Source organism: Bradyrhizobium sp. IC3123 (assembly GCF_020193625.1).
In the GTDB taxonomy this organism is placed as follows: domain Bacteria; phylum Pseudomonadota; class Alphaproteobacteria; order Rhizobiales; family Xanthobacteraceae; genus Bradyrhizobium; species Bradyrhizobium yuanmingense.
This window is the reverse complement of the sequence record NZ_JADYVF010000004.1, coordinates 581,573-606,744: the sequence shown is the minus strand read 5'-3', so window position 1 is coordinate 606,744 and position 25,172 is coordinate 581,573. Positions and strand designations below refer to the sequence as shown.

The 25,172-nt window shown below is 65.3% G+C and carries 28 protein-coding genes and 1 tRNA gene; 15 read left to right on the top strand and 14 right to left on the bottom strand.

The window, feature by feature from the left end; all coding sequences use genetic code 11:
• Nucleotides 1-17: 17 nt before the first annotated feature.
• Nucleotides 18-1,178, bottom strand: a complete 1,161-nt coding sequence (locus I6F20_RS17300) for an acyl-CoA dehydrogenase family protein (protein WP_057027444.1) — start codon at nt 1,176-1,178, stop codon at nt 18-20.
• A 17-nt stretch (nt 1,179-1,195) separates the two neighbouring features.
• Complete coding sequence (locus tag I6F20_RS17295; RefSeq protein ID WP_225113660.1) at nt 1,196-2,260, bottom strand: acyl-CoA dehydrogenase family protein; 1,065 nt, start codon at nt 2,258-2,260, stop codon at nt 1,196-1,198.
• Nucleotides 2,261-2,506: 246 nt separating this feature from the next.
• Here I6F20_RS17295 and I6F20_RS17290 point away from each other — a divergent pair, with 246 nt between their 5' ends.
• The gene (locus tag I6F20_RS17290; protein ID WP_109141716.1) at nt 2,507-3,292 is read left to right on the top strand and encodes an SDR family NAD(P)-dependent oxidoreductase; all 786 of its coding nucleotides are present in this window, start codon (nt 2,507-2,509) and stop codon (nt 3,290-3,292) included.
• 147 nt (nt 3,293-3,439) lie between these two features.
• Here the strand turns inward: I6F20_RS17290 and I6F20_RS17285 are convergent, their stop codons facing one another.
• Nucleotides 3,440-3,712: a GlsB/YeaQ/YmgE family stress response membrane protein gene (locus tag I6F20_RS17285; RefSeq protein WP_370103030.1), complete on the bottom strand. Its 273-nt coding sequence runs from the start codon at nt 3,710-3,712 to the stop codon at nt 3,440-3,442.
• Nucleotides 3,713-3,739: 27 nt separating this feature from the next.
• Complete coding sequence (locus I6F20_RS17280; RefSeq protein WP_036014559.1) at nt 3,740-4,306, bottom strand: YidB family protein; 567 nt, start codon at nt 4,304-4,306, stop codon at nt 3,740-3,742.
• A 161-nt stretch (nt 4,307-4,467) separates the two neighbouring features.
• Here I6F20_RS17280 and I6F20_RS17275 point away from each other — a divergent pair, with 161 nt between their 5' ends.
• Together I6F20_RS17275 and I6F20_RS17270 are read left to right on the top strand one after the other, a co-directional pair.
• Nucleotides 4,468-5,469 (top strand): 2-dehydropantoate 2-reductase, encoded by a 1,002-nt coding sequence (locus I6F20_RS17275; protein WP_057027797.1) that lies wholly within the window; start codon nt 4,468-4,470, stop codon nt 5,467-5,469.
• Between the two features lie 20 nt (nt 5,470-5,489).
• A complete protein-coding gene (locus I6F20_RS17270) occupies nt 5,490-5,705 on the top strand; it encodes a hypothetical protein (protein ID WP_074448068.1) in 216 nt (71 codons plus the stop codon).
• A gap of 163 nt (nt 5,706-5,868) precedes the next feature.
• Here the strand turns inward: I6F20_RS17270 and I6F20_RS17265 are convergent, their stop codons facing one another.
• Nucleotides 5,869-6,492: a hypothetical protein gene (locus I6F20_RS17265; RefSeq protein ID WP_057027447.1), complete on the bottom strand. Its 624-nt coding sequence runs from the start codon at nt 6,490-6,492 to the stop codon at nt 5,869-5,871.
• A 231-nt stretch (nt 6,493-6,723) separates the two neighbouring features.
• Between I6F20_RS17265 and I6F20_RS17260 the strand changes: the two genes are divergently transcribed.
• The 4 genes from I6F20_RS17260 to I6F20_RS17245 are packed head-to-tail and all read left to right on the top strand — an operon-like array spanning nt 6,724 to nt 10,303.
• Nucleotides 6,724-8,241: an AMP-binding protein gene (locus tag I6F20_RS17260; RefSeq protein ID WP_036014546.1), complete on the top strand. Its 1,518-nt coding sequence runs from the start codon at nt 6,724-6,726 to the stop codon at nt 8,239-8,241.
• Between the two features lie 21 nt (nt 8,242-8,262).
• Nucleotides 8,263-8,901, top strand: a complete 639-nt coding sequence (locus tag I6F20_RS17255) for an RraA family protein (protein ID WP_225127107.1) — start codon at nt 8,263-8,265, stop codon at nt 8,899-8,901.
• A 26-nt stretch (nt 8,902-8,927) separates the two neighbouring features.
• The gene (locus I6F20_RS17250; protein WP_036014542.1) at nt 8,928-9,299 is read left to right on the top strand and encodes a dimethylsulfonioproprionate lyase family protein; all 372 of its coding nucleotides are present in this window, start codon (nt 8,928-8,930) and stop codon (nt 9,297-9,299) included.
• Nucleotides 9,300-9,346: 47 nt separating this feature from the next.
• Complete coding sequence (locus I6F20_RS17245) at nt 9,347-10,303, top strand: tripartite tricarboxylate transporter substrate-binding protein (protein WP_074448067.1); 957 nt, start codon at nt 9,347-9,349, stop codon at nt 10,301-10,303.
• A gap of 7 nt (nt 10,304-10,310) precedes the next feature.
• Here the strand turns inward: I6F20_RS17245 and I6F20_RS17240 are convergent, their stop codons facing one another.
• The gene (locus tag I6F20_RS17240; RefSeq protein WP_036014526.1) at nt 10,311-10,670 is read right to left on the bottom strand and encodes a VOC family protein; all 360 of its coding nucleotides are present in this window, start codon (nt 10,668-10,670) and stop codon (nt 10,311-10,313) included.
• Nucleotides 10,671-10,805: 135 nt separating this feature from the next.
• On the opposite strand from I6F20_RS17240, the gene I6F20_RS17235 reads away from it, so the two are divergent.
• From I6F20_RS17235 to I6F20_RS17225, 3 genes are all read left to right on the top strand, one after another.
• Nucleotides 10,806-10,882: transfer RNA gene (locus I6F20_RS17235), tRNA-Arg, on the top strand.
• A 118-nt stretch (nt 10,883-11,000) separates the two neighbouring features.
• Entirely contained in the window at nt 11,001-11,723 is a 723-nt protein-coding gene (locus I6F20_RS17230; protein WP_225127106.1) for a DUF2569 family protein, read from the top strand.
• A 153-nt stretch (nt 11,724-11,876) separates the two neighbouring features.
• Nucleotides 11,877-13,016 carry an amidohydrolase/deacetylase family metallohydrolase gene (locus tag I6F20_RS17225; RefSeq protein WP_225127105.1) on the top strand — a complete coding sequence of 380 codons (1,140 nt, stop codon included), beginning with the start codon at nt 11,877-11,879 and terminating at the stop codon, nt 13,014-13,016.
• A 44-nt stretch (nt 13,017-13,060) separates the two neighbouring features.
• On the opposite strand, the gene I6F20_RS17220 is transcribed toward I6F20_RS17225, so the two are convergent.
• Complete coding sequence (locus I6F20_RS17220; RefSeq protein ID WP_225127103.1) at nt 13,061-13,786, bottom strand: alpha/beta hydrolase; 726 nt, start codon at nt 13,784-13,786, stop codon at nt 13,061-13,063.
• A 120-nt stretch (nt 13,787-13,906) separates the two neighbouring features.
• Here I6F20_RS17220 and I6F20_RS17215 point away from each other — a divergent pair, with 120 nt between their 5' ends.
• Nucleotides 13,907-14,887, top strand: coding sequence for a helix-turn-helix domain-containing protein (locus I6F20_RS17215; RefSeq protein WP_225127101.1), 981 nt, complete (start codon nt 13,907-13,909; stop codon nt 14,885-14,887).
• Nucleotides 14,888-15,062: 175 nt separating this feature from the next.
• Here I6F20_RS17215 and I6F20_RS17210 read toward each other — a convergent pair whose 3' ends face one another.
• The 5 genes from I6F20_RS17210 to I6F20_RS17190 are packed head-to-tail and all read right to left on the bottom strand — an operon-like array spanning nt 15,063 to nt 19,122.
• Entirely contained in the window at nt 15,063-16,208 is a 1,146-nt protein-coding gene (locus I6F20_RS17210) for an acyl-CoA dehydrogenase family protein (RefSeq protein ID WP_225127100.1), read from the bottom strand.
• 13 nt (nt 16,209-16,221) lie between these two features.
• Nucleotides 16,222-17,073, bottom strand: a complete 852-nt coding sequence (locus I6F20_RS17205; protein ID WP_225127099.1) for an SDR family NAD(P)-dependent oxidoreductase — start codon at nt 17,071-17,073, stop codon at nt 16,222-16,224.
• A complete protein-coding gene (locus I6F20_RS17200) occupies nt 17,070-17,480 on the bottom strand; it encodes a MaoC family dehydratase (RefSeq protein ID WP_225127098.1) in 411 nt (136 codons plus the stop codon). The genes I6F20_RS17205 and I6F20_RS17200 overlap by 4 nt, the downstream gene beginning before the upstream one ends.
• Nucleotides 17,477-17,932, bottom strand: a complete 456-nt coding sequence (locus I6F20_RS17195; protein WP_225127097.1) for a MaoC family dehydratase N-terminal domain-containing protein — start codon at nt 17,930-17,932, stop codon at nt 17,477-17,479. The genes I6F20_RS17200 and I6F20_RS17195 overlap by 4 nt, the downstream gene beginning before the upstream one ends.
• 8 nt (nt 17,933-17,940) lie before the next feature.
• On the bottom strand, nt 17,941-19,122 hold the full coding sequence (locus I6F20_RS17190; protein WP_225127096.1) for a lipid-transfer protein: 1,182 nt from the start codon (nt 19,120-19,122) through the stop codon (nt 17,941-17,943).
• Nucleotides 19,123-19,210: 88 nt separating this feature from the next.
• Here I6F20_RS17190 and I6F20_RS17185 point away from each other — a divergent pair, with 88 nt between their 5' ends.
• Both I6F20_RS17185 and I6F20_RS17180 read left to right on the top strand, forming a co-directional pair.
• On the top strand, nt 19,211-19,948 hold the full coding sequence (locus I6F20_RS17185) for a TetR/AcrR family transcriptional regulator (protein ID WP_225127095.1): 738 nt from the start codon (nt 19,211-19,213) through the stop codon (nt 19,946-19,948).
• Complete coding sequence (locus tag I6F20_RS17180; RefSeq protein WP_225127094.1) at nt 19,945-21,501, top strand: acyl-CoA synthetase; 1,557 nt, start codon at nt 19,945-19,947, stop codon at nt 21,499-21,501. The genes I6F20_RS17185 and I6F20_RS17180 overlap by 4 nt, the downstream gene beginning before the upstream one ends.
• 122 nt (nt 21,502-21,623) lie before the next feature.
• On the opposite strand, the gene I6F20_RS17175 is transcribed toward I6F20_RS17180, so the two are convergent.
• Nucleotides 21,624-22,565 carry an SDR family NAD(P)-dependent oxidoreductase gene (locus I6F20_RS17175; RefSeq protein WP_225127093.1) on the bottom strand — a complete coding sequence of 314 codons (942 nt, stop codon included), beginning with the start codon at nt 22,563-22,565 and terminating at the stop codon, nt 21,624-21,626.
• A gap of 72 nt (nt 22,566-22,637) precedes the next feature.
• On the opposite strand from I6F20_RS17175, the gene I6F20_RS17170 reads away from it, so the two are divergent.
• Both I6F20_RS17170 and I6F20_RS17165 read left to right on the top strand, forming a co-directional pair.
• On the top strand, nt 22,638-23,294 hold the full coding sequence (locus tag I6F20_RS17170; protein WP_225127092.1) for a TetR/AcrR family transcriptional regulator: 657 nt from the start codon (nt 22,638-22,640) through the stop codon (nt 23,292-23,294).
• 126 nt (nt 23,295-23,420) lie between these two features.
• A complete protein-coding gene (locus tag I6F20_RS17165) occupies nt 23,421-24,098 on the top strand; it encodes an alpha/beta hydrolase family protein (RefSeq protein ID WP_225113679.1) in 678 nt (225 codons plus the stop codon).
• Nucleotides 24,099-24,101: 3 nt separating this feature from the next.
• On the opposite strand, the gene I6F20_RS17160 is transcribed toward I6F20_RS17165, so the two are convergent.
• A complete protein-coding gene (locus I6F20_RS17160; protein ID WP_036014531.1) occupies nt 24,102-25,076 on the bottom strand; it encodes a ketopantoate reductase family protein in 975 nt (324 codons plus the stop codon).
• Between the last annotated feature and the right edge of the window lie 96 nt (nt 25,077-25,172).

The following is a 25,172-nucleotide window of genomic DNA, read 5'->3' as shown; positions in this document are numbered from 1 at the left end:
GATGATCCTCGATTGACTTAACGCAAACCCAATCCGCGGGCGATGATACCGCGCAGCACCTCGGTGGTGCCGCCCTGGATGGTGAGTTTCGGCGCGGTCTTGATCGCGAAGTCGAGCTGCCGCTCCAAGGTCTCGCGGTTGCTCGCGGTCTCCTCGACGAAGGCGGCGAGATCGCGCACGCGATGCGGCAGCTGCTGCTCCCAGACCGTGCCGATGTCCTTGACGATGGATGCCTCCACCACCGGCTCCTTGCCGGCTTCGAGCATGCCGGCCACCGAGACCGACATCCGCCGCATGGTGTGGAGCTGCGCGACCAGGCGGCCGATGCCCTCGGCGCTGCGCGTATCGGGATTGGGACCGACAGCGCGGACCAGCTCGGTGAGGACGTAATAGGTCTCGAGGAAACGCTCAGGGCCCGAGCGTTCATAGGCGAGCTCGCTCGTCGCCTGTTTCCAGGCGCCGTCGACCTCGCCGAGCACATGGTCATCGGGAATGAAGTGATCGGTGAAGACCACCTCGTTGAATTCATACTGGCCGGTGATCTGGCCGATTGGGTTCACCTTGATGCCCGGCTGTTTCATCTTGACCAGGAACTGGGTCAGGCCGTGGCGGCGGTTCTCCTTGGTCGGCGGCGAGGTCCGGAAGATCGCGATCATGTAGTCGGCGATATGCGCCGACGAGGTCCAGATCTTGGTGCCGTTGATGAGATAGCCGCCGTCGGTCTTGGTCGCGCGCGTCTTCGCCGCGAACAAATCGGAGCCCGAGTTCGGCTCGCTCATGCCGATGGCAAAGCAGATCTCGCCGCGGCAGATCCTCGGCAGGATCTCCATCTTGATGTGCTCGGGCGCGTATTTCAAAAGCACCGGCCCGCTCTGGCGGTCGGCGACGAAGAAGCGCCGCGTCGGCGCATTGGCGACGCGCATCTCCTCGGTCACCACGTAGCGCTCGAGGAAGGAGCGTTCCTGGCCGCCATACTTTTTCGGCCAGGTCATGCCGAGCCAGCCCTTGGCGCCGACCCGGCGGGAAAATTCCGGCGCGTCGGTGTCCTCGCGATTGGGCTTGTGCGGATCGAAAGTGCCGGCGGCGATCTCCTCGGCGAGAAAGGCGCGGACTTCCTTGCGCAATTGCTCGCATTTCTCCGGCAGGCGGATCGGATCGAAACGGAGGGCAGCAGTCATTGTGTCTCTCTCCCGGATCAGCGCGATGCCACGAGCGGCCACAATTCGTCGGCGCCGCGGTTTGCGACGAGCTTGCCGAGCTCGACGGCCCAGTAGCTTTCCGAGCCAAAATCGTCGCGCCAGGCCAGCGCGCGCAGCGAATAGCGGTGCAGGATGTGCTCCATGGTGAAGCCGATCGCGCCATGGACCTGATGCGCGATGCCGCCGCCCTTCTCGGCAGCTTCCGCGCAGCGGATCTTTGCGGAGGCGGCTTCGAGATAGATCTCGTCGTTGAACGATCTTGCATTGGCGATGGCGTCGGCGGCGGACGTCGCCGCCGCAAGCGCCGCGGCGGATTCGCCGGCGAGGCGCGCGAGATTGTGCTGCACGGCCTGGAATTTCGAGATCTTCTTCTCGAAGGCGACACGCTCGTTGGAATAGCGCACGGAGATGTCGAGCATGGATTCCAGCGCGCCGGCGATCTGGAGGCTGCGCGCGACGCCGCCCATCAGCATCAGATGGGTCTGCTCAAAGCCCTTCGGCGCGGGCTTGATGGCGACGGGCTGGACCTTGTCGAGCGTGACGGTATCGCTGTGGTCGTAGCCGACATTGAGCCCGGCCTCGATCCGCGCCTTGGCCGCGTCGATCAGCGCGATGGAAGCACCATCCTTGCCGTGCGCCAGCACGGCAAAATGCTTCGCCGTCTTGGCAAAGGGCACGCCGCGCGCGCGGCCGGAGAGCGCACCGTCGGCATCGAGGGTGATGCGGTCCTTCGGGGACGCCGGCACGACCGTCATCTCGCCATCGGGTGATGTGATCTTGGCCTGTGCCAGCAGCCATCCCGCCAGCATGGTCTCGGCCAGCGGCACCGCGACTGCGAAACGGCCGGCGGCGTTCATCAGCGCAAAGCCGTCGGCGAGGCTCGCACCCGAGCCGCCGAGATCATCCGGCACCCAGGACAGCGGCAGGCCGGCTTCGCTCAACGCCTGCCACAGCGGCGCCTGCCAGGAATTGTTCTTGTCGTTGTTGATGGTTTGCGGATCGGCGAGATCGGCGAAGATCTTCTCCGCGGTCTCGACGACGATATTGTCACTCTCCGCCACAGCGTTCCCCGTATCTTGCCATTGGCGCGTCCGGTCTGATCGGCCAGTGCGCAGTCTCTTCTTGCGCCCGATGATCGGAAAAAGCCATGGCCCTGACAAGCGTTGATCGCAGGTCCATCTGCGGCGTGGGCATGGGGCCAGGCTTCAGGAAATGCTAATTCCGCTTAGCGGAGTTTGCTCGATTTGCAGGGCGCGGCAAACTCGCTAAACAGGACGCCACACCAGAGACAGGGGAAGGAAATCCGGATGGCAAAAGACGGCTTGTGCGCAATCGTGACGGGGTCCGCATCCGGGCTGGGTGCAGCGACTGCGGAGATTCTCGCCCGCAGCGGGGCGCGGCTCGTCATCAACTATTCGTCGAGCCAGAAGGAAGCCGAGGCGACGGCCGAGACCTGCCGCAAGGCCGGCGCCGCGGAGGTTTTGGTCGCACAGGGCGACGTCTCCAAGGATGAGGATTGTCGCAAGATCGTCGCGGCGGCCAGCGGCTGGGGCCGGCTCGACATCCTCGTCAACAATGCCGGCACCACCAAGCATGTGGCTCACGCCGATCTCGACGGTCTGTCGGCGGAAGATTTCCAGCGGGTCTATGGCGTCAACACCATCGGCCCGTTCCAGATGGTGCGCGCGGCGCGCAGCCTGCTCGAAGCCGCCGCCAAGGCTTCGGGGCGGCCATCTGCGGTCGTGAACGTGTCCTCGGTCGCCGGCATCAGCGGCGTCGGCTCGTCGATTGCGTACGCCGCGAGCAAGGGTGCGCTCAACACCATGACGCTGTCGCTGTCGCGCGCGCTGGCGCCGCTGATCCGCGTCAACACGGTCTGCCCTGGCTATATCGACACGCCCTGGTTCACCAAGGGCCGCGGCGAGGCGCAGGCCAAGCAGGTGCGCGACAGCGTCGTGGCGAAAGTGCCGCTGAAGGTCGCATCATCCGCGGAGGACATCGCCCAGCTCGTCTGCTTCCTGGCGACGCCGGCCTCCAGCAACATGACCGGCGAGGTCGTGCGCATGGATGCGGGGATGCATTTGATTACGTGAGACCCGATACGCCCTCTCCGCGTCATGGCCGGGCTTGACCCGGCCATCCACGTGAGGCCGCTCGGGTCGAAGGACGTGGATGCCCGGGTCAAGCCCGGGCATGACGATGAGGAGGTGGCGTGCTCTCGTCGTTACCGCTTCTAAGCGCTATCCCTTGATCACGCCGCTCGCTACCAGCCGATTCCAGATGAACAGCACCACCACCGCGCCGATGGTCGCGGTGATGAAGCCGGCGCCCTGGTCGGGGCTGTAATGGCCGATGGCCTGGCCGATCCAGGTGGCCAGAAACGCACCGGCAATGCCGAGGATGGTGGTGAGGATGAAGCCGCTCGGATTGTTCGGCCCCGGCGACAGCCAGCGCGCGATGAGGCCGGCAATGAAGCCGACCAGGATGATCCAAAACAGGCCGCCCATGCTCATGACTGTGCTCCCCTCTCTTTGAACCGATCAGACCCGATCCGAGAGTTCATTCTCGGTCGGCAGCCGTCCGTCCGGCGTCAAATGGTCGACTACCTGGGGCAGATACTGGCTGAGGCCGGAGAGCAGCTCTTCGCGTGACAGGCCGCTCTGGGCGGACAGGCTCTCGATCTGGTCGGCGCCGAGCGCGCTGGCGAGATCGCCCGGCGCGATTGGCTTGTTCTCGCCCTTGCCGACCCAGGAATTGGCGGCATCACCGTGTCCGCTCTGCTGGAGCTGGTTGAGGAGATCGCCAAGCCCGCCGCTCAGAATGCTGCCGGCCGCACCGCCGGCGAGCAGGCCGCCGAGGCCGCCCTTGAGCATGTCGTTCAGACCGCCGCCCCGACCTACGTTCACCGGCGGAGGCGCGGGTGTCGGCAACGGTTGGGGCGCTGAGCCGGACTGGTTGCCGGTGAAATGCTTGAATGCCTTCCAGGCGAGCAGGCCGAGCAGCGCCATGGTCATCGGCGACATGCCGCCGGAGGATTTCTCGGAGCTCGGTGTGCTCTGGCCGCGCGGGCCGTTCTGCATGCCGTTGAGGACGTCGAGTAGACCCATGGTGCTCTCCTTTGGCGTCTCGTTCGGCGAGCGCTCGCCGCTGACTGCCCCCGGGGCGAGAAGATATGGGGCACTCATGACCGTTACAAGTCGGATGCGCCGCGATTGGTTGTCGGGCTCGGCTCTGCTATCGAAGGCCGGTCATTCAGGGAGTGAGCTCGGTGATTGCGGATCGACCGATCGTTGTGGCCGGCGCCGGCGCCATCGGCTGTTTCGTCGGCGGCATGCTGGCCGCCAGCGGCCGCCGCGTCGCGCTCCTGGTGCGGCCGCGGGTAAAGACCGAGATCGAGCGGTTCGGCTTGCTTCTGACTGATTTCGACGGCTCCGAGAACAAGCTCGGCGCGGGTCAACTGGCGCTGTCGGAGGATCCCTCGATCTTCCACAGCGCCGGCATCGTGCTGGTGACGGTGAAAAGCGCCGATACCGCTGCTGTCGCCGAGCAGATCGCGCAGCATGCGCCTGAGGATGCCGTCATCGTCTCGCTTCAGAACGGCGTCGGCAATGTCGCTGCGCTGCGCGAGCGGCTGGGCGGCCGCCGCGTGCTGGCCGGCATGGTGCCGTTCAACGTGATCGCGATGGGCGAGGGCCGCTTCCACCGCTCGACCTCCGGCGACATTCATGTTGGCGAGGATGCGGAGAACACGGCCGGGAAGCTCTCGGTCGCCGGCCTCACGATGCGCGCGAGCGGCGACATCACGGGCGTGCAATGGGGCAAGCTGATCATCAACCTGAACAACGCGCTCAGCGCGCTGTCGGACATGCCGCTTGCCGCGCAACTGGCCAGCCGCGACTGGCGCAGGCTGTTCGCCGACCAGATGGCCGAAGGGCTGGCCGTGCTGAAGGCCGCCCACATCGTGCCGGTGTCGTCGACGCCGATCCCGATGAGCTGGTCTCCAACCCTGCTGCGGCTGCCGGATGCGATCTTCGGTGCAATCCTGGGCCGGACCATGAAGATCGATCCCGAGGCGCGCTCCTCGATGTGGCAGGATCTGAAGCAGGGCCGCAAGACCGAGATCGACTATCTGCAGGGCGCGGTGATCGCGCTCGCCGAGCGGAACCATGTCGCCGTGCCGCTGATGCGCCGCATTGTTGCGCTGATCAAGGAAGCCGAGGCGGCCGGCAACGGTCCGCTCCGTATGACGCCGCAGCAGATTCGGGGGTAGCGCCCGAAAGGAGGAGCGCGATGAAACGTGGTCTTGTGATCGGGCTCGCGCTGACCGCCTTTTGCGGCACATCGACGCTCGCCTATGCGAGGCCGCCGACGGTGATGAACTCACCTGGATATGACAGGCGATTGCAGGAGAGCCGGTCGCAGTTGGGTGCTTCGCCGATGGTGACGGAGCCGGCGACTGCGCCGTTGGCGAAACCGAAGCAGGGCAAGAAGAAGCGCACGAACTGAGGGTGGGAGCTGATCTGCATCCAACTCGTCATTGCGAGCCACCGGGTCGGCGCAAAGCGTCGCCCGATGACAGGCTCCGCGAAGCAATCCAGAATCCCACCGCGGAAAGACCCTGGATTGCTTCGTCGCAAGGGCTCCTCGCAATGACGGTTATGGGTGCAACTCACCCCTTCTTCGCGGGCTTGCTCGGGGTCGGGTTGAACAGCTTCTTCAGGTCGTTCAAGCTCTCCGACAGCCGCGGCCATTCGCAGGAGAACGAGCCCTTGGCGCAAGGTGCAGCCTTCGGCTTCGCGCCCGCGGCTTGCTGCACCTTCGGCCGCTCGACCGGCACCGGCACGCGCGCGACTTCGGTCCGCAGCGCGACCTGCTGCAGCTGCTGCAACTGCTGCTCCTGCTGTTCGCGCTGCTGCCGGGCGATAGCCTGGGCCGCTTCGTTGCTGCGGCGCTGGTTGGCGAGATAGGCCGTATAGGCTTCGTCGATCTTCTTCTGCTCCTCCGGCGTCGGATTGGGACCGGCGATATCGAAGGTACGATCCTGGAGGAAATCGTAATAGGAATAGCCGCCGCCCGGCTTGCGGCGGCCGGCGAACTTGGCGTTGCAATCGGCAAGGGCGGCCGTCTTCTCCGCTTTGGTTGCGGCCTTCTCGGCGGCGTCGGCGCATTCCTCGAAATCAACCGGAGCGCGCTTCCACCATTGCGCCTCGGCATGCCCGTGCGTCAGCAGGAACAAACCTGCTGTACCTACGGCGAGCAGCGCCGCACGACGCGATGTAACGACCGACGACATTCTACGAGAGCATTCCTTGCGCAACTCAACCCGAACTGAGTCGAGCCGGATTTTTGCCCCTTTCTTGCCGGCTTGTCACCCATGGAACCCAGGAAATTCAGGGCTGCGATGCTGACATTTTGTGCTTGACGTGGCGCGAGAGTCACAGCGCCCTGACGGCAGGCTGGTACACTCGTGCCGCGAGCGCCTCACTCCTGCGGCGACGCCAAGAAGACGAAATGGAAACGCCTGATGTTGCTGCCGCTCTCAGATGTGCCGCGCTGGTACGCGGAACGCAAACCACACGGCACGATTGCGATCCGTCACGGGCAGGACACGCTGACCTGGGACGAGCTCGAGCGCGGCGCCAACCGCCGCGCGCGGGCATTCATGGCCAAGGGCGTCAAGCCCGGGGATTTCGTCGCGATCGGATTGCCGAACGGCAACGCGTTCTTCGAGACCTCCTTTGCGGTGTGGAAATGCGGCGCGACGCCGACCTCGCTGTCGTGGCGGCTGCCGCGCGGCGAAGCCGCCGCCGTGCTCGACATTCTCAAGCCTGCGCTGGTGGTCGGCGGCGAGGCCGACTGGAATGCGCCCAACCGGTTGGCCGCCGACTTCGTGCCGGAAGGATTCTCGGATGGGCCGCTGGCGCCGCCGGTGGCGCGATACTGGAAGGCGATGACCTCAGGCGGCTCGACCGGCCGACCCAAAGTGATCCTCGATCACCAGCCGGCCGTGACCGATACCGCGGCTGCGCCGCCGCTCAATATTCCATTCGGCGTATCGCTGCTCAATCCCGGTCCGCTCTACCACAACGCGCCGTTCATCGTGTCGCATTATGCGCTGTTCGTCGGCGGCAAGCTCACGGGGCTGACCAAGTTCGACGCCGAGGAGACGCTGCGGCAGATCGAACGCGAGCGCGTGCAATGGGTCAATTTCGTGCCGACCATGATGCACCGGATCTGGGCGCTGCCTGCGAGCGTGCGCAACTCTTACGATCTGTCGAGCCTGCAGACGGTCTTCCACATGGCTGCGCCGATGCCGCCGTGGCTAAAGGAGAACTGGATCGGCTGGCTCGGACCCGAGCGGATTTGGGAGCTCTATGGTGGCACCGAGCGGCAGGGCGCCTGCATCATCTCCGGCACTGAATGGCTGACGCACAAGGGCTCGGTTGGCAAGATCGGCGACATGGCGAAGCTTCGCATCGTCGGCGAGGACGGCAAGGACGTTGCGCCCGGCGAGACCGGCGAGATCTATTTCCTCAACAATGACGGCAAGGACGCCACCTACCATTATCTCGGCGCCGAGCCGAAGCGCCGCGCCGACGGCTGGGAATCGCTCGGCGATATCGGCCGGCTGGACGCCGAAGGTTATCTCTATCTCGGCGACCGCCTCGCCGACATGGTGCTGCGCGGCGGCGCCAACATCTATCCGGCCGAGGTCGAGGCCGCGGTGTCCGAGGCTCCCGGTGTGCGCTCCTGCGTCGTGGTGGGCCTGCCCGATCCGGAATTGGGCCAGCGTGTGCATGCCATCATCGAGCCGGAGCCCGATGCGGACGGGCAGGCCATTGCCGACGGCATGGCGGATTTTCTCAAGGACCGGCTCAGCCGCTATAAGCATCCCGAAAGCTTCGAATTCGTCAGCGCCCCGCCGCGCGACGATTCCGGAAAAGTTCGGCGCACCCTGTTGCGCGATGAGCGTGCGACGTGGATGAAGGAGGGGCGCGCGTTCCGGATCTTGTCTTCGAAGGCGCGGGCGCATGCCGAATGAGACAAGCAAGGAAGGACTGACATGACGATCACCATCGCAGCGAACAGCGTGAAGAAGCCGCCGGCCGATATCATCGAGGGGTTCAGGGACGCGCCGACCTCGGTGATCTCGGACAATCTCGCCCGGCTACCCGGTGCAGTGGGGCTGAGGCCCTATCACCGCGGCGGCAAGCTGGTGGGCACGGCCTTCACCGTGCGCACCCGTCCCGGCGACAATCTCGCGATCCACCGCGCGCTGGATCTGGTCGGGCCCGGCGACGTCATCGTGGTCGACGGCGGCGGCGACGAGACGCGCGCGCTGATCGGCGAGATCATGAAGAACATCGCGCAATGGCGCAAAGCCGAAGGCTACGTAATCGACGGCGCGATCCGCGACGTCGCAGCATTCGCGGCCGACGACTTCCCCTGCTACGCCCGCGCAGTGATCCATCGCGGTCCCTACAAGAATGGCCCCGGCGAGATCAACGTGCCGGTGACGATCGGCGGCAGCGTGATTGCGCCCGGCGACATCGTCGTCGGCGACGAGGACGGCGTGGTGTCGTTTCCCGCTGCCGGCGCGGCCGCCCTGTTGGAAGCGGTGCGTGTCCAGGTCGCGCGCGAGGAGGAGACGCTGAAGGCGATCCGCGAGGGCCGCTACCAGGGCGCCTACGGCAAGTCCTGATCAGAGGAGCGTGAAGGGAGAATGGCGTGAGCCAGAAGGAAGAATTTCACAATCTCGATGATGCCAGCGACGGACTCTTCCGCGAGCTTGCCGCCGGCGTGACCACGCGCATCTTCTCAGGCGAGCAGGCGATGCTGTCGGTGGTGACGCTGGCACCGCATGCGCAAGGCACGCTGCATCATCACCCCGAGGAGCAGTGGGGCGTGCTGCTCGACGGCTCCGCCATCCGCGTCCAGGGCGAGGAGGAAATCCCGGTGAAGAAAGGCGATTTCTGGCGCACGCCCGGGAACGTGCCGCACACCATGCGCGCCGGCCCGGACGGCGCCCGCGTGCTGGACATCTTCAGTCCGCCTCGGCCAGAATACAGAAAAGCAGGATCAGGCTTCGGCACGACCTAGCGCTCAAAAGCAAAAAAGCAAAGCGCTACACATAAAGGGAGGGGACCATGACGATCACACGACGGGCGCTGCTGGCCGCGCCGGCTATTCTCGCATTGACGCCGGCGATGGCGCAGGCCGGCAAAATCACGCTGGTGGTGCCGTTCCCGCCGGGCGGATCGACCGACGCCATGGCGCGGCTGCTGCAGACGAACCTGCAGACCAAGCTTGGTCGCATCGTGGTGGTCGAGAACAAGTCGGGCGCGGCCGGTGCGCTCGGCGCTGCGCAGGTCGCCAAGAGTCCGGCCGACGGCTCGACCTTCCTGGTCACCTTCGATTCCCACGCGGTGATCCCGTCGATTCTCGACAAGCCGCCGGTCGATGTCGAGCGCGAGCTGATGCCGGTGCTGCTGATCGGCACCGCGCCTTACGTGATCGCGGCCGGCGCCGGCCGCCCCTACAAGAGCTTCGCCGACGTGGTCGCCGCCTGCAAGGCAAGCCCCGGCGCGGTGAAATACGCCTCGGTCGGCATCGGCACGCTCGGCCATCTCGCCATGACCGTGCTCGGCAGCAAGGCCGGCGTCGAGATCATGCACGTGCCCTATCGCGGCGGCGGGCCGGCCATGAACGACGTGCTCGGCGGCCACGTCGATCTCATCGCGGGATCGGCGGCGCTGGTCGCCGCCCAGCTCGGCACCAATATGCTGCGTCCGATCCTGCAGCTCGGCCGCGAGCGGCTGCCGGCCCTGCCTGATACTCAGACCGCGATCGAGGCCGGCTTCCCGGACTTCGAGACGCTGGCCTGGTGGGGCATCTTCGCGCCCACGGGCACGCCGCCGGACGTCGTCGCGGCCTTCGCGGCGGCGTCCAAGGAGATCCTGAGCGAGCCCGCGACCGCCGCCCAGCTGAAGGAGACGCAACACATGACGCTGCTGCTCCAGGACGGCGCCGCCTTCAAGACCTTCTTCGACAAGCAGGTCGCCACCTGGGGCAAGGTCGTGAAGGACAACAATATCAAGGCGTGAGGCCCCGTCATGCCCGACGAAGGGGACGTGCGAAACTGAGCTCATGGCCATCGGGGTCGGTGAGATGGAAGTAGCGCTCGCCCCATTCGGCGTCGCGCGGCGTGGTTGACGGCTGCCATCCGGCGGCGCGCGCCTGCTCATAGGTTGCGTCGACATCGGCGACATGGAAGATGACGCGGCCCCACCAGGACCAGCGCTTGTCGTCCGGCTGTGCCGTCAGGTTGAGATAACCGGGGCCGACGCGAAAGCTCGTGAATGCGGCGGCTTCGCCACCATACAAGAGCTCGAACCCCAGCGACCGGTAGAAGTGCACGGCGCGCCCCATGTCATGCGTGCCGAGCGTGATGGCGCTGATGCTTTCGATCATGTGAGCTGCTCCGTTGGGAGGGGCCTGGAAGTATAGCCGCCCCGTTCAGGTTGATGAGATCTCGCCCGCTTGACGGCTGGCGAACCGCATTTTGCTCTGCTATGAGGGGGCCGAGCCCGCACCCACGGGTTCCGCGGTCCCGTAGCTCAGCCGGATAGAGCGGCGGTTTCCTAAACCGTAGGTCGGAAGTTCGAGTCTTCCCGGGATCGCCATTTTCCGCGCGTTTGCGCCGCGCCAAGGGCACGCAACGCCGGTATTCCCCCCAAGCGTTATTCCATCGTGACGTGTGCCGACAGCCGGCTAAAATACGGCGGGTGCAGGGGGCCTTGCATGGCGGACTCATGGTACTACGCTGAGGGCGGGCAGCGGCGCGGCCCGTTCTCGATTTCTGAACTCCTTCCGCTCCTCGCTAGTATCGCCGATCCTCGGCGTGTGCTGGTCTGGCGGCACGGCTTCGAGAATTGGAAGCCGGCCGGGGAGGTGCACGAGATCACGCAGCAGCTCCTTCAATCGACGCCGCCAAGCCCAGCATCGCCGCCAGTTGAGGTCATTCGCGAGGCGGCCGCTCCCGCAGAAGACGCCGCTTCATTCAAGGACGTCCAGCCAGAGATGACCGGCATCAGCGGCTGGCTCGGGCTTCTGGCGTTCGGCCAAATGATCGGCATCGTGCGCCTCGTCGTCAATACCGCGCAATATGTGCAGTCGATCTCCAGCGAGACCTGGGTGCAATTCTCAATCGTATTTTGGGGCGAGATTGCGATGAACGTCGCGCTGATCGGTCTCGCAATCTGGACGGCGGTGCTCCTGTTCATGCATTCCCGTAGATTTCCAGCGTTCTTCATTGTGCAGATGATCTGTGCGGTACTGATCCCGTTGATCGATCTGGTTTGGGTTGCATCGATCTTTTCCATCGGCTTGAACCGTCCGTTCGGTGATTTTTTCACTATCGAACCTCTTCAAGTCGCACGAATGGTCGTCGGTGCGATCAGTGCCGCGATTTGGATAACCTATGTCCTTCGCTCCCGTAGAGTCGCGAATACGTTCACGGAGTAAGCCGTCATGCATCTGGCGGCCCGCAAGCCGAGCGGACAGGATGCCCGCTGATTTGCTCGGCTGGTGCAAAAATTGCTAACAGAAGCGGCCGGGCCGGAAGGGGCACCTTCCAGCCCGGTCCATGCCTGTCCGTTGCCATACCCGGAGACCATGATGCCTTTTGACTTGATCCTTCGCGGCGGAAGGGTCATTGACCCCTCGCAGAAGCTCGATGCCGTGACGGATGTCGCATTTTCGAACGGCAAGGTTGCCGCTGTTGGCACAGGGCTCAAGGCGGATCCGGGCACGGAGGTGCGTGACGTCTCCCGGTTCATCGTGACGCCGGGACTCATCGATCTCCACACCCATGTCTACTGGGGCGGCACCTCGCTCGGCATTGATGCCGAGGAGTTCTGCCGCCTCTCCGGCGTCACCACGGCGGTGGATACCGGCAGCGCTGGCCCCGGCAATTTCGCCGGCTTCCGCAAGCATGTGATCGAGCCGAGCCAAGTCCGCATCCTCGCCTATTTGCACGTCTCGCATGCCGGCATCTTCGGCTTCTCGCACCGGATTATGGTCGGCGAGAGCGAGGAGCTGCGCCTGATGAATCCGATCGAGGCGGCCGAAGTGGCCGATGCCAACCGCGATCTCATCGTCGGCATCAAGGTGCGCGTGGGCCTGCATTCCTCGGGCACCTCGGGCGCGGTGCCGCTCGACATCGCGCTCGAGGTCGCGAACGAGGTCGGCATGCCGCTGATGGCGCATATCGATCATCCGCCGCCGAGCTATGAGGACGTGCTGGCGCGGCTGCGTCCCGGCGACGTGCTGACCCACGCGTTCCGCCCCTTCCCGAACACGCCGGCGACGGCGCAAGGCACTGTGAAGAAGGCGGTGCTGGAAGCGCGCGAGCGCGGCGTGCTGTTCGATATCGGCCACGGCAAGGGTTCGTTCGCGTTCAAGACCGCGCGCGCCATGCTGGCCAATGGTTTCCATCCGGACACGATTTCCTCGGACATCCATCAGCTCTGCATCGACGGACCGGCCTATGACCAGGTGACGACCATGTCGAAGTTCCTGTGCATGGGCATGGAGCTGCCGGATGTGATCGCGGCATCGACGGTGAATGCGGCGATGGCGCTGCGGCGTCCTGAGCTCGGCAGCCTCAAGCCGGGCAGCGTCGGCGACGCCACGTTGATCTCGGTGCGGCAGGGCCAGTTCGACTATGAAGACGTCGTCGGCGAGCACCTGATCGGCGATCGCAAGATCGTGTCCGAAGGCGTCGTCATCGGCGGCCGCTGGTGGCATCCGAATTGAGCGGCGCGCGCGGATCGTGACCACGTGCTCGCATGACGCACTGATCAGTCGCGTCCCGCCTCCATGATCGCCTTGGCGAGCCGCGCCGGGTCCGAGAAGCACAGTTCGTGGCTTCCCGGCACCTGCACCAGGCGAAACAGGCCGAGCTTCTCCGACAGGCGCGGATGCCAGCCATGGCTGTGCGGCATCGCGGTATCCTCGGTGCAGTTGATGTAGGATTTGGCCAGCGGCATCTCGGCCGGATTGCTCTTGAGCGCGATCTTGTCGCTGAAGGTCGCCAGCGGATGCGGATTGAGCACGTCATAAGCGCGCTGCGCCGTCTCCAGATCGGCATCGTTGATGAAGGCCTCGCGCCAGATCGGGAAGGGCAGCACCACCGAGCCGTCGCCGCGCTCGGCCGCGATGGCGTCGAATAGTCCGACATAATGCGGCGGCACCATGTCGTTGAGGCATTCGCCGTCATTGGGCACGAAGGCATTCCAGTAGACCAGGCGGCGGATGCGCTCCGGCACGAGGTCGGCAACGCCAGTGATGACCATGCCGCCATAGGAATGGCCGAGCAGGACGACGTCCTTCAGATCGTTCTCGGCGAGGTAGTTGGCGATCGATTGGATCGCTTCCTTCAACCCGGTCGTCTTGGCATCGCCCGGACGGTTGCCCTTGATGGTGGGGGTATGGACCTGATGGCCGGCGGCGCGGATCGGCGCGGCGACCGGCTCGAGCTCGGCGCCTGTATGCCAGGCGCCATGGACGAGAACGTAGGTCGACATATTGTGGCTCCTCCCGAGGGTGTGGTTAGATCGGCGCAGCGTCGCCGCACGGCAAGTGTGGACCGGCGACCGATTTGCCGCTTGGCTGGAAGTGAACCGTATTGGTCTCGGAGTGAACCGATGCAGCAGATCGAGCGCCCCGTCCCGTCGCGCCACTCGGCCTGGAATACGGTGGGTGTACGGCCTCACGAGCAATTCGCCTATTATCGCGAGGCAATCTGCCAGGCTTTCATGAATCTGACGCCGGAGCCGGCGGCGGCAAGCGGCTTTCCCGCCAGCGTCGAGCACGTCCGTCTCGGTAATGCCGCGATCAACCGCGTCAGCTTCCCTGAGCATTTGGTGCGCCGTTCCGCGGCCGATATTGCGGCGTCGGATCGCAGCTGCTTCTACCTCAACCTGAAGCTGGCCGGCCGCTGCCGCATCCAGCAGGACGGTCGCGAGATCAGCCTGTCGCCCGGACAGGTCGGCATCTTCGACAGCGACCGCCAGTTCGCGCTCCTGCACGATCGTGGTCCGCAGCTGCGCGTCGCCTCGTTCTGGGTGCCGGCAGAAGCCTTGCGTGAACGGCTGCCGGCTTCGTTCGACGTCGTTGCGGCACGCCTCTCGGACGATCCCGTCGTCGGCCACCTCATTGTCGAGACCGCGCGCACGCTCAGCGAGGGCGCGCTGCAGATGGGCGAGGACGAAGGTGTGCGGCTGTTCCGGGCGCTGATCGAATTGGTTGCCGTGAGCCTGTCGCGAAGCAGCCGCCTGCACGCAGCTGAAGCCGAGAGTCTCGCCGATGCAACCACGCTGGCGGTGAAACGTGCCATCCACCGGCGGCTCCGCCAGCCGGGACTTGCGGTCGCAGACGTCGCCGCCGCCGTCGGCATCAGCGAGCGCTACGTGCACAAGCTGCTGGCGCGATCGGGCTCCAGCTTCACCGACTACGTCATCGACCATCGTCTCGACGGCGCGGCCAGGGATCTCAGGACTCCCGCGATGGCGGAGCGCGCGATCGGCGCCATCGCGTTCGATTGGGGTTTTTCGGACCTCTCCCACTTCACCCGCCGCTTCAAGCAGCGCTTCGGCTGCCGGCCGCGCGACTGGCGCGCGCGGTGAGAGAAACTGCGCGGCGACTCGCTCGATGAGCCCCCTCTCCCCGTTCTTACGGGGAGAGGGTTGGGGTGAGGGGCTGCTTCCGCGAATACGGTGGGAGACGGACCTGTGGAGAGTCCCCCTCACCCGATCGCTACGCGATCGACCTCTCCCCGCAAGCGGGGCGAGGTGGAGCGCCTCACAGCGACCGCGCGATTAGCAGCTTCATGATCTCGTTGGTGCCGCCATAGATCTTCTGGATGCGGGAATCGATGAAGATGCGCGAGATCGGGTATTCCTGCATGTAGCCGTAGCCGCCGAATAGCTGCAGGCATTCGTCGGCGGTCTCGACCTGCTTCTCCGAGCACCAATATTTCGCCATCGAGGCCGTCACGGTGTCGAGGTCCTTGGCGATCAGGCGCTCGATGCACCAGTCGACGAAGACGCGCGCGATCATCGCCTCGGTCTTGCGCTCGGCCAGCGTAAAGGCGGTGTTCTGGAAATCCATCAGCGGCTTGCCGAACGCCTTGCGCTCCTTGGTGTAGTCGGTGGTGAGCTTGACCGCGCGCTCCATCGAGGCGACGGCGCCGACCGCGAGCGCAAGGCGTTCCTGCGGCAATTGCTGCATCAACTGGACAAAACCCTGGCCCTCCTCCTTGCCGAGCAGGTTTTCCGGCGGCACGGTCACGTTGTCGAAAAACAGCTCCGAGGTGTCGGAGGCGTGCAGGCCGATCTTGTCGAGGTTGCGCCCACGCTTGTAGCCGTCCGCGCCCGCGGTCTCGACCACGATCAGCGAAATGCCTTTGGCACCTAGCTCGCCGGTGCGCGCGACCACGATGACGAGATCGGCGGCCTGGCCGTTGGTGATGAAGGTCTTCTGGCCGTTGATGACGTAGGAATTGCCCTGCTTCTTCGCCGTGGTCTTGACAGCTTGCAAGTCCGAGCCGGTGCCGGGCTCGGTCATGGCGATGGCGCCGACCATCTCGCCGGACGCCATCTTCGGCAGCCAGCGTTTCTTCTGCTCCTCCGAACCGTAATTGAGGATGTAATGCGCGACGATGGCGCTGTGCACGGAGACGCCGGTGGTCAGCTCTGGCACCGTGCTCTCGAGATCGTCGAGCACGGCGGCGTCATAGGCGAAGGTGGCGCCGAGACCGCCATATTCCTCCGGCACGCTCGCCAGCAGCGCTCCCATCTCGCCGAGCCCGCGCCAGGCGAAGCGGTCGACCATTTTCTGCTCGCGCCATTTCTCGGCATGCGGCGCCAGGTCCTTGGCGAGATATTTGCGGAACTGGTCGCGGAACGTGTCCAGCTCTTCGGTCATCCACGACGATCGGTACTGCATCAGCGCCTCGCTCTCAGACAATCAGGCCGCCGCCGGCGACGACCACCTGACCGCTGATATAATTGGATTCCGGACTGCAGAACAGATAGACGGCATCGGCTGCCTCTTCCGGCGTACCGCCGCGGCCGAGCGGGATCATGCGCGACATGGCTTCGAGCATGTGCGGCTGCACGCCGACCTTGATGTCGCGGCCGGCGACGTCGATGGTCTTCTGCTGCGCCTCGATCGGCTGGGTCAGGCGGGTGTTGATGAGGCCGAAGGCGACGCAATTGACGTTGACCTTGTAGCGGCCCCACTCCTTGCACATGGTTCGGGTCAATCCGATCAGCGAAGCCTTGGCCGAGGAATAGCTGGCCTGCCCGGCATTGCCGTAGAGACCTGCGATGGAGGAGATGTTCACGATCTTGCGGAACACCTCCCGTCCCTCTTCGGCCTCCTTCTTGGAGAAGACGCGGATCGGCTCGGCGGCCGCGCGCAGGATCCGGAACGGCGCGACGAGGTGAACGTCGAGCATGGCCTGGAACTGCTCGTCGGTCATCTTCTGGATGGTGGAGTCCCAGGTATAGCCGGCATTGTTGACGATGATGTCGAGCCCGCCGAACTTGTCCAGCGCGGCGCCGACGAAGCGATCGGCGAAGCCCGCCTCGGCGACGCTGCCGTTCACGGCAGTGGCATTGCCGCCGAGTGCCTCGATCTCCGCGACCACGGCGTTGCCGGGCTCGGCATCGAGGTCGTTGACGACCACCCTGGCGCCTTCGCGCGCCAGCTTGAGCGCGATCGCGCGTCCGATGCCCCGGCCTGAGCCGGTGACGAGCGCGACCTTTCCCTGCAGTCTTGTCCTTTGAATGAGTCCTCTTGCTGTCACAGCGCGACGACGGCGCTGCCTTCGAGCTTGACCTCGCCGCGATCGTCCTTGGTGGTGAGCGCGAGCCTTGCGCGACGCTCGCCGTCCTCGACGAAGAGCTCGGTCACGGTGCCTTCGCAAGTGAGCTTGGCGCCGAGCTGAGTGATCGAGACGAACCGGGTCGCAAAGCTGCGGAGCTTCGACGGCGGCACCACATCCGTCAGCGCCTGCCCAAGAGAGGCCATCACCAGCATGCCGTGGGCGAACACATCGGGAAATCCGGCCGCCTTGGCGAAGTCGATGTCGACGTGGATCGGATTATGATCGCCCGATGCACCGCAATAGAGCGCGAGCGTGTGGCGGGTGATCGGCGGAAAGACCTTGTGGACGATGCGCTCGCCGGCCTTTATGTCTTCGGATGCCGTCATGACGCCGCCTCGTTGCGGACGACGATGGTGCGCGCGGTATCGGCGACATGCACGCCGTCCTGGTTGGTCACCTCGCACCGGATGCCGATCAGCGTCATTGCGCCGCCCTTCTTGTCGGTCACGCTGGTCACGCGTGGCCGGAACGTCAGGGTGTCGCCGACCAGAACCGGCGCGTGATAGACGAAGCTCTGCTCGCCATGCAGCACGCGGGCAAGGTCGATGCCGAGCGCGCTGAACATCTCGAATGGGTCGTCGACGTCCATCATCTCCAGGCAGAACAAATAGGTCGGCGGCACCGGCATGCCGGTGAATCCGGCCGCCCGCGCAGCGTCCGCATTGCGGTAGACCGGGTTCTGTTCACCCAGCGTGCTGAGGAAGTAGCGGAGACGGCCGGGCTCCACGCGCGCGGTGACCGGCGTGAAGCTGCGCCCTACGGCGGACTGGTCGACCATGGCCGATATCAGTGCCGCTTGTAGAGCGTGACGACGCAGGCCCCGCCGAGGCCCAGATTGTGCTGGAGCGCGACCTTGGCACCCTCGACTTGCGTCGAGCCTGCGGTGCCGCGCAGCTGCCGCGTCAGCTCGTAGCACTGCGCAAGCCCGGTGGCGCCGAGCGGATGTCCCTTGGACAGCAATCCGCCGGACGGATTGGTCACGATCCGGCCGCCATAGGTATTGTCGCCGTCATTGATGAACTTGCCGGCTTCACCCTCGCCGCAGAGGCCGAGCGCCTCGTAGGTGATGAGCTCGTTATGAGCAAAGCAGTCGTGCAGCTCCACCACATCGAGATCGGCGGGGCCGATGCCGGCGCTTTCATAGACTCGGCCTGCCGCCTCTTTGGCCATGTCGTAGCCGACCAGCTGCATCATGTCGCCGGCCTTGAAGGTCGAGGGCGTATCGGTGGTCATGGCCTGCGCCGCGATGCGTACTTCTTTGCCGATGCCATGCTTGTCCGCAAACCGCTCGGAGACCAGCACGGCGGCGGCGCCGCCGCAGGTCGGCGGGCACGCCATCAGGCGCGTCATGACGCCGGGCCAGATCACCTGGTCGTTCATCACATCGTCCGCCGTGACTTCCTTGCGGAAAAGCGCGAGCGGATTGTTCTTCGCATGCCGGCTCGCCTTGGCGCGCACCTTGGCGAAGGCGTCGAGCGGCGTGCCGTATTTCTTCATGTGGCTGAGCCCGGCGCCGCCGAAATAGCGCAACGCCAGCGGAATGCCGGGAGCGTCGATCAGCTGGTCCGCAGCCGCGTCGAACTCCTCGAACGCGCTCGGGCGATCGGCATAGACGCTGCCGAGCGCGCCGGGCTTCATCTGCTCGAAGCCGACCGCCAGCACGCAATCCAGCGCCCCGCTTGCGATCATTTGCCGCGCCATGAACAGCGCGGTCGATCCGGTCGAGCAATTGTTGTTGACGTTGACGATGGGGATGCCGGTCATCCCGACGGGGTAGAGCGCGCGCTGCCCGCAGGTGGAATCGCCATAGACGTATCCGACATAGGCCTGCTCGATCTTCTCATAGCCGAGGCCGGCATCGGCGAGCGCGAGCTTGACGGCTTCCGTTCCCATCTCGTGATAGGGGGCGCTGGCGCCCGGCTTGGCAAACGGAATCATGCCGACCCCGGCGACGACCACGTCAGACATCGATTCCTCCCAATAAATTACCCATTGGACTTTTTATTACCCATGGGTAACATATCGTCCGATCTCCACCAGAGTCAAGCGACCGACCATGGATTCAGCGCCGCCCGCTCCGCCGTCATCGCCTTCGCCCTGGCTGCCGTTCGAGAGCCGGCGCCGCGCCCGCGACGAGAAGCGCGAGGCGGTGCTGCGCGCCGCCGTGCAGCTGTTCCTGGAGCAGGGCTATCATCGCGCAACGCTGAACGAGGTTGCGGACCGGCTGAACATCACCAAGCCCGCGCTGTACAATTACTTCCGGGGCAAGGACGAGATCCTGTTCGAATGCTGGTCGATGGGCGCCGAACTCGTTGACGGCGTGATCACGGAGATCAACGCCGGCGGCGGTTCGGGTCTCGCCAAGCTGCGCAAGCTGGTTCACGCCTATGCCACGCTGATGGCAACCGATTTCGGCGCGAGCCTGGTGCGTTTCGACTTGCGCGATCTGGCCGAGCGGAACGCCGGTGTCGCACGCGCCGCCAAGAGGCGGATCGACGCCACCTTCCGGCGTTACATTGCCGCGGGCATCGCCGACGGTTCGATCAGGCCTTGCGATCCCAAGCTTGCAGCCTTCGCGATCGCGGGTTCGCTCAATTGGATCGGCCATTGGTATCGACGGGAGGGCAAGCTGTCGCCGACCGCGATCGCCGACGAGTTCACGGTGCGGCTGACGGACGGCCTAGCGGCCGAGGTTCGGCTGCAAATGACAAAGAAGACGCCGAGGGCGCCGCAAGGGCGCAACTCAGGACGCAAAGCAACAGGGAAGAAACGCACGGGAGGAGGAACGGGATGAACATCACGCACGGCCTGCGCAGGGCGCTGCAGATCAATCCGAATGGGCTGGCGACCGTTTATGGCCAGCGGCGGCGCAGCTGGGGCGAGCTCGGCGAGCGCGTTACAAGGCTGGCCGGCGGCCTGCGCACGCGCGGCGTCGGGAACGGCGACCGTGTTGCGGTGCTGTCCTTCAACTCGGACCGCTATCTCGAGCTCTATCTGGCGACCGGCTGGGCGGGAGGCGTGATCGTGCCGCTCAACATCCGCTGGAGCGCGCTGGAAAACGAGGATGCGCTGCGCGACTGCCGCGCGTCCGTTCTGCTGGTCGACAAGGCCTTTGCGCAGGTCGGCGCGCAGCTCGCCGGCGCCATTCCGGGGCTGAAGCTGATCTATGCCGACGATGGCGAGGCGCCGGCGGGGATGGAGAGCTATGAGGCTTTGGTTGCGGGCAGCGCTCGGGTGCCCGACGCCATGCGCAAAAGCGACGATCTCGCCGGCATCTTTTACACCGGCGGCACCACCGGCCGTTCCAAAGGCGTGATGCTCAGTCACCAGAATCTGATGGCCAATGCGCTCAACGCACTCGGCGAAGGCCTGTTTCCGGCAAGCGCGATCTATCTGCATGCGGCTCCGATGTTTCACCTTGCCAACGGGGCGGCGATGTATTCGCTGCTGCTCTCCGGCGGCTCGAACGTGATCGTTCAGGGCTTCACGCCCGAAGGCGTGATGGCTGCGATGCAGAACGAGCGCGTCACAGACGTGCTGCTGGTGCCCACGATGATCCAGATGTTCGTCGATCACCCCGCGATCGGCAAATACGACCTGTCGTCCCTGAAGAACATCATCTACGGGGCCTCGCCGATCAGCGAGGCGGTGCTCGACCGTGCCGCGCGCGCACTGCCGCATGTGCGCTTCACCCAGGCCTATGGCATGACCGAATTGTCGCCGATCGCGACGCTGCTACATGCGAACGAGCATGTCGGGGAGGGGCGCAGAAAGGGACGTCATCGCGGTGCGGGCCGCGCCACGCTCGGCTGCGAGGTGCAGATCGTCGACGAGAACGACCAACCCGTGCCGACGGGCGCTGTCGGCGAGATCGTGGTGCGCGGGGACACAGTGATGATGGGCTATTGGGAGCGGCCGGAGGAGACCGCGCGCGCCGTCGTCGACGGCTGGATGCACACGGGCGATGGCGGCTACATGGACAAAGATGGGTTCATCTATGTCGTCGACCGGGTGAAAGACATGATCATCTCGGGCGGGGAGAATGTGTACTCGGTCGAGGTCGAGAACGCGCTGGCCCAGCATCCGTCGGTGCTGCAATGCGCCGTGATCGGAATTCCCAATGAGCAATGGGGAGAGCAGGTCCATGCCGTCGTGGTCAAACGCAGCGGCGTAGAGGTTTCGACCGGCGAGCTGATCGAGTTCACGAAGACGTTGATTGCCGGCTACAAATGTCCGCGCAGCATCGAGATCACCGAGACGCCGTTGCCGCTGTCCGGCGCCGGCAAGGTGCTGAAGCGCGAGCTGCGCAGGCCGTTCTGGGAGGGGCGGGAGCGGCGGGTCAGCTGACGGATTCCGCGCGTTACGGCCTGCGCGCCGAGGACGCGCGAAGATTGATGTTTTCCAGATCGTGGTCGCGCGGATACGCCCACCGGGATCGCCATGAACTGTGTTTTCAGGCTGCGTCCGATCTAGCCATGAGCCGTCTTGCCTCCGTCGATCACGAACTGGCCGCCGGTCGTGTAGGGATGATCGTCGGAGGCCAGCACCAGCGCAAAAGCCGCGATCTCCTCAGGCGCTGCCACGCGCTGTAACCCCGGGACGTTGGATTTGGCCCATTGCGCGATGCCGATATGCCAGGCCGCATCGGGCAGGCCCTCCATGCCGGCGAGCCGGCGGATCATCGGGGTGTCCGTGGTGCCGGGGATCAAGGTGTTGATGCGGATGCCGTGCTTTGCGTAGTCGAGTGCCGCGGCCTGCACCAGGCCGACCAGTCCGCGCTTGGCCGCCGAATAGGCCGAGCGCTTGGCCGAGGTCGCAATGGCGTTCGACGAGGAGGTGACGACGATCGAGCCGCCCTTCTCCAGCATGTGCGGGATTTGGTATTTCATCGACAGGAACACGCCGCGCAGATCCGTGCCGATCACGTCGTCGAATTCGGCCGCGCTGAATTCATGCAGCGGCTTCTCGATGGAGATGCCGGCATTGTTGAAGGCGACGTCGAGCCGTCCGTAGCGCGCGATGGTCGCGTCGACCAGCGCCTTCACCTCGGATTCATGGCGCAGGTCGGCGCGAATGAAGACGGCCTCGCCGCCGGACTCGCGCACCTCGGTCTCCACTTGCCTGCCACGGTCGGTGTTGCGCCCGCAAAAGGCGACGCGGCCGCCCTCGGCGGCGAACATCAGCGTTGCGGCCCGCCCGATTCCGGAGGTGCCGCCCGTGACGATGACGACCTTGCCCGCGAATCTTTGCTTGCCGCTCGGCTTCTGCTGCGGCAGCGCTGCACCCTGGCCGAGCGCCACGCCGCCGGCAAGGCCGCCGACGGCACCTGCGAGCATGCCGAGGGCCGCGCCCCCAACCAGATGACGCCGCTTTACGGAATTGCTCGCGGTGATATTCTGCATTTCGGTCATTTCGAACTCCGATCCGCTCAATCTGAACAGTGTTAAGATAGATATGCTGCAATCTGAACAGTGTCAAGTTACATGAAGAAACGGGCCCCCGCCGCCAAGCGCAGCACCGCCCCGACCCGGCCAAGGCCGGAGGTCGGATACCATCACGGCGAATTGCAAGAGGCGCTGATCGCCGCGAGCGAAGCCATTCTCGCCGAGCAGGGCGCGGAAGCCTTCACGCTGCGCGAAGCCGCACGCCGCGCCGGCGTTTCGCCGGCCGCGCCATCGCATCATTTCGGCAACGCCCAGGGCCTTCTCACCGAAGTGGCGATCCGCGGCTACGACGCGCTTGCCGGCGCCTTGCGCGAGGCGGCCTCCGGCAAGCAGGGCGTCCGCGACAAGCTCCACGCCCAGGGACTTGCTTATGTCGATTATGCGTTGAGGCATCCCGGCCGTTTCCAGATGATGTTTGCCAACAAGCGGCTGGTTGCCGACGATGCGCGCCTGAAGCAGGCGAGCAGGGCCGCCGGCCATGCGTTCGAGGTCGTCGTCGCCGAGCTGACCGGCGGCACCGCGAAGGAGGCGAAGACGGCGGCTGCGGCAGCCTGGTCCACCGTTCACGGCTTCGCCAAGCTTGCGCTCGAGGAGAAATTCGGCTCTGTGAACAACGAGGCCGGACGCCGCGAGATCATGACGACGCTCGATCAGGTCCTGAACTATCTCTGGCCCGCGAGCGGCACGCGCCGCTAGAGCATGATCCGGAAAAGTGCGAAGCGGTTTTCCGGAAGGATCATGCGCAGACAACAACCCAAAGCGCGATGACGATTCATCCAGATCTCATCGCGCTTTAGATGCAAATCGAGGCTTGCGTAGGTCATGACAGCCAAGACGACAGAGCTCAAGCTCGCCATCGAGCGCATCGGCACGGTCTCGGCGATCCTGACGCAGCCGACCCACGCGCGCGCCTGCTACGTCCTGGCGCACGGCGCCGGCGCAGACATGCGGCATTCCTTCATGGAGAATGTTGCAGCCGGCCTTGCCGAGCGCGGCATTGCGACGTTCCGCTTTAATTTTCCCTACATGGAAGCGAAGAAGGGACGTCCTGACCCGCCCGCAATCGCACACGCGAGCGTGCGCGCAGCGGTCGCGGAGGCGGGGCGACTCTGCCCCGGGCTGAAGCTCGTTGCCGGTGGAAAATCATTCGGCGGCCGCATGACCTCGCAGGCGCAGTCGAGGTCGCCGCTCCCCGATGTCAAAGGGCTGGCCTTCCTCGGCTTTCCCCTCCATGCCGCCAAGAAGCCGTCGAGCGAGCGCGCCGAGCACCTCGCTGCAATCGCGATTCCCATGCTGTTCCTGCAAGGCACACGCGACGAGCTTGCCGATCTTGCCCATCTCGAGCCGGTCATCGAGCGGCTCGGGCGTAAGGCGACGCTGCATGAGGTCGCAGGCGGCGACCATTCCTTTGCGGTGCTCAAGAAATCCGGCCGTAGCAATGACGAGGCGCTCAACGAGGTGCTGGATACGCTCGCGGCCTGGATCGATGCGCTCGCCTGAGGCTCACGCGGAATAAAGCCCCTTGTCGCGCGCCTTCTGGATCGCGAGCGCGGCGATCAGGTCGAGCGTAGGTGTCGACAGGCCGGCGGTGCGCGCGAAGGCCTGGGGCGCCTTCACCAGCACGTCGATCTCCATGGCGCGGCCGAGCTCGTAATCCTGCAGCAGCGACGGCTTGTGGTTGGGGGCGGGGCCGCTGCGGCTGGCGCGCTTGACCTCGGGAATGAAGTATTGGGCGATCTCGTTGGCTTCGTTCAGCATACGCGGAATCACCTCCGTGAAGGCGGGGTCGTCGCGCACGCCGCGCGCGGTCTGGCCGGTGAGCAGGCACAGCACCGACAGCGACATGTTGGTCAGCAGCTTTGACCAGATCGCCTCGCGGATCTCGGCGACCGGCGGCGATTCCAGCCGCGCATCGTTGAAGACGCCGCGCAGTTTCGTGATCCGCTCGCAATTGCGGTCGTCGCATTCGCCGATCAGGAGGCGGTTGCGGTCCGGCGTCAGGTTCTGCACCACGCCGGGCGCGATCACCTCGTTGGAGGAGAAGATCACGCCGCCGATGATCCGCTCCTTCGGGATGCAGGCGCGCAGGCGCCCGCCGGGATCGAGGAATGAAATGTCGGGCGGTGTCGGGTGCCGCGGCGGCAGGCCGATACCGTACCACCAGGGAATGCCGTTCTGCGCGAACACGATCGCGGTGTCGTCCTGGAGCAGCGGCTTGATGCTGGAAACCAGCCCCTGAAGCGCCGTCGCCTTCAAGGTCGAGATCACGACGTCCTGCGGGCCGAGCTGAGCCGGATCGCCTGACGCGTTCACCTTGGCGCCGACCTCGGAATCGCCGACGCGCAGCTTGAGGCCGTTGGCGCGGGCCGCCTCCAGATGCGCCCCCCGCATCACGCAACTGACCTCATGGCCGGCGCGCGCCAGCCGTACCGCAATGTGGCTGCCGACGGCGCCTGCGCCGAAAATGCAGATGCGCATGTTGATATCCCGTGTCCATCCCGTGGTGTCGCCCGGCGCCAGCATGACACAAGCCGCCATGCGATGGACGCGGCCACCCTACGCCGGAAAGATATG